The sequence below is a fragment of the Acetobacter okinawensis JCM 25146 genome (assembly GCF_000613865.1).
Classification (GTDB): domain Bacteria; phylum Pseudomonadota; class Alphaproteobacteria; order Acetobacterales; family Acetobacteraceae; genus Acetobacter; species Acetobacter okinawensis.
In genome coordinates, this window is record NZ_BAJU01000099.1 from 1 (window position 1) to 1,991 (window position 1,991).

Sequence of the window (1,991 nt, forward strand, 5' to 3'; positions counted from 1 at the left end):
GGCGCCCGCTGTATTGATACTGCCGGACCCGGCGACATAGGCGCCGCCCGTGGGCAGGGCCTGCGCCCAGGCAAAACCTGGAGTGAGAGCGGTTATACCAAGAAGAAACGCACGAGTTCTTAGAGGCATGGGGTCGTCACCAATTTTAACTGGTTGCATTCTATTATGTAAATAAACACAACCAGTTAAATTATATTTACTAATGGGGTTGTTAATAAGTAAATAACTAAATTAGTTTTTGGGTATTTGTTTTTTTAATATTAACAATATTTACAGTTATTTTCTTGAACAAGCGGAATTTTAATTAATTTCTATAATGGTATTCAATAGTTCTAATACAGATGTCTGATCAATGCTACAAGCAACGCAAAGTGCTAGGATATACAATTTCAGTTTTTCAAGTTTTTCCGCTTCCATTTCATGGGCGGCTAAACTAAGTGCAAAGGCCAAAATGTCTTCACGATTTTTCGGGAATTTTTCATTATAAGCCATATTTTTGTTCATATAATCTATCATTGGCAACTTTCGCAGCTTATATTTTAGGGTAGTGAATTATGTCTCATAAAATTTGCATTATTTGATATTTTGAGCAATCAGTTTATTTTATATGAAAAATAAATATGTTTAGATAATTGATTCAATTTAAGAATCAATTTATTCTTAATTGCGATATAATTTATTTAAATAAAGTATTGTATAAACATATTGGCATCAATACCTGTACTATGATTCCATTTTTTCAGTTTTGATTAGAAAAATGACGATATCGAGTAGCTTATTTTTATGTGAAGTGTAGTTACAACGGTTTTGTGCCGGTTAGCCAGCGGTGACGGCAGCATGCAGCACCGCATCGTTGAGAAGCCTCAGACCTGCATATTTGCATCTAGTCGATGCCGCTGGTCGGGGGAGCGGCAGGTCCACTTCATGTCAGACAACCCGAAGCACAGAGGAATGATCTCGAGGCGGACAACGTTGGCCAAGTCTGCCTGGGTCACTTTCATTCTCTGAGGTGAGCATCCATGCCCGACAGGTTCAGTTCGATCTGAACTGGCGTTTCTTCTCTGAAGGCTTGATAAAACGCGTGGCTAGCAACAGAGCGCCATGGAAGAACGCGAGCAATGCAAATGTTTCGCCATAAGCTTCCGACCCGGCATGAGAGGGGCCGACCATCGCAAGCCGCCACCCAAGGAACGTGGCGCATGCTGTAATCAATGTCGGCCCGCCAATCCTTTGCATGATGTTCAGCGCGGTCGTCGCCATCGGAATATCCTTGCGTGCGATCGAAGCGTATCCCGCGCTCATCGCCGGAATGCCGACGGCACCCCCGCCACCGCCACGCAATAACAATGCTATGGTCAGCAGGGTGACGTTCAGACCGTGATAGGCGAGCACCATCAAGACTACTGTTCCGACTAAGGACAAAAGAGCCCCGCAACCGGTCAGATCGCGCGCGTCAAACCGGTCACTCAGACAACCAATGAGCGGATAGACGCACATCATCCCCAGACCCAGGGGTGCCATGAACAGGCCCGTCCGCTCGGGCGAGACACCGTAGGCGTGGATCAGCCATACGGGTAGAAGCATCTGACCAGCGAACGACACCCCGTTCGTCAGAAACATGATGATCGCTGACACCGAAAAGGCGGGTGGCCAATGCCGGTTGTGTCATCGCGCTTGGCACTGACGATCCTAGTTTCTTTGATACCGACCTGTCGCAAGAATACGCCCTTGCCCAGACCGCTGGGTCGCACCTATCGAACCATGTAATCAACAAGAACGCCATCGAGGCGGCATTCTGCGACGAGCGAACGAAGGTGGCCCTAGCAGCGCGGTTGAATAAATGATTTGTGGAGCGGCTATGCCGTCGGCTATACTGCGATAGCCGATAATGCCTGTTGTTAATTTAAACCCAGAATAAGCTTTGATGAGCTAGATGGCGCTGATTGATGTCGCGAGCGAAGTCTAGGCTCAGGACTCATTCTTTAAGATAG

General features: G+C 46.6%; 2 protein-coding genes and 1 pseudogene. 1 reads left to right on the forward strand and 2 read right to left on the reverse strand.

Features of this window, described 5'->3' with window-relative positions:
- Positions 1 to 300 precede the first annotated feature (300 nt).
- Positions 301 to 504: a hypothetical protein gene (locus JCM25146_RS15800; protein WP_148299134.1), complete on the reverse strand. Its 204-nt coding sequence runs from the start codon at positions 502 to 504 to the stop codon at positions 301 to 303.
- 528 nt (positions 505 to 1,032) lie between these two features.
- Positions 1,033 to 1,647 (reverse strand): annotated as a pseudogene (locus JCM25146_RS15805) (MFS transporter); the annotation flags it as partial.
- On the opposite strand from JCM25146_RS15805, the gene JCM25146_RS25100 reads away from it, so the two are divergent.
- Positions 1,647 to 1,844 (forward strand): hypothetical protein, encoded by a 198-nt coding sequence (locus JCM25146_RS25100; RefSeq protein WP_025829253.1) that lies wholly within the window; start codon positions 1,647 to 1,649, stop codon positions 1,842 to 1,844. The pseudogene JCM25146_RS15805 and the gene JCM25146_RS25100 overlap by 1 nt on opposite strands.
- Positions 1,845 to 1,991: the final 147 nt, after the last annotated feature.

What these genes read in the sequence shown, in the direction of transcription:
- JCM25146_RS15800 (WP_148299134.1), bottom strand. Translation starts at nt 504, where the DNA reads ATGAACAAAAATATGGCTTATAATGAAAAATTCCCGAAAAATCGTGAA.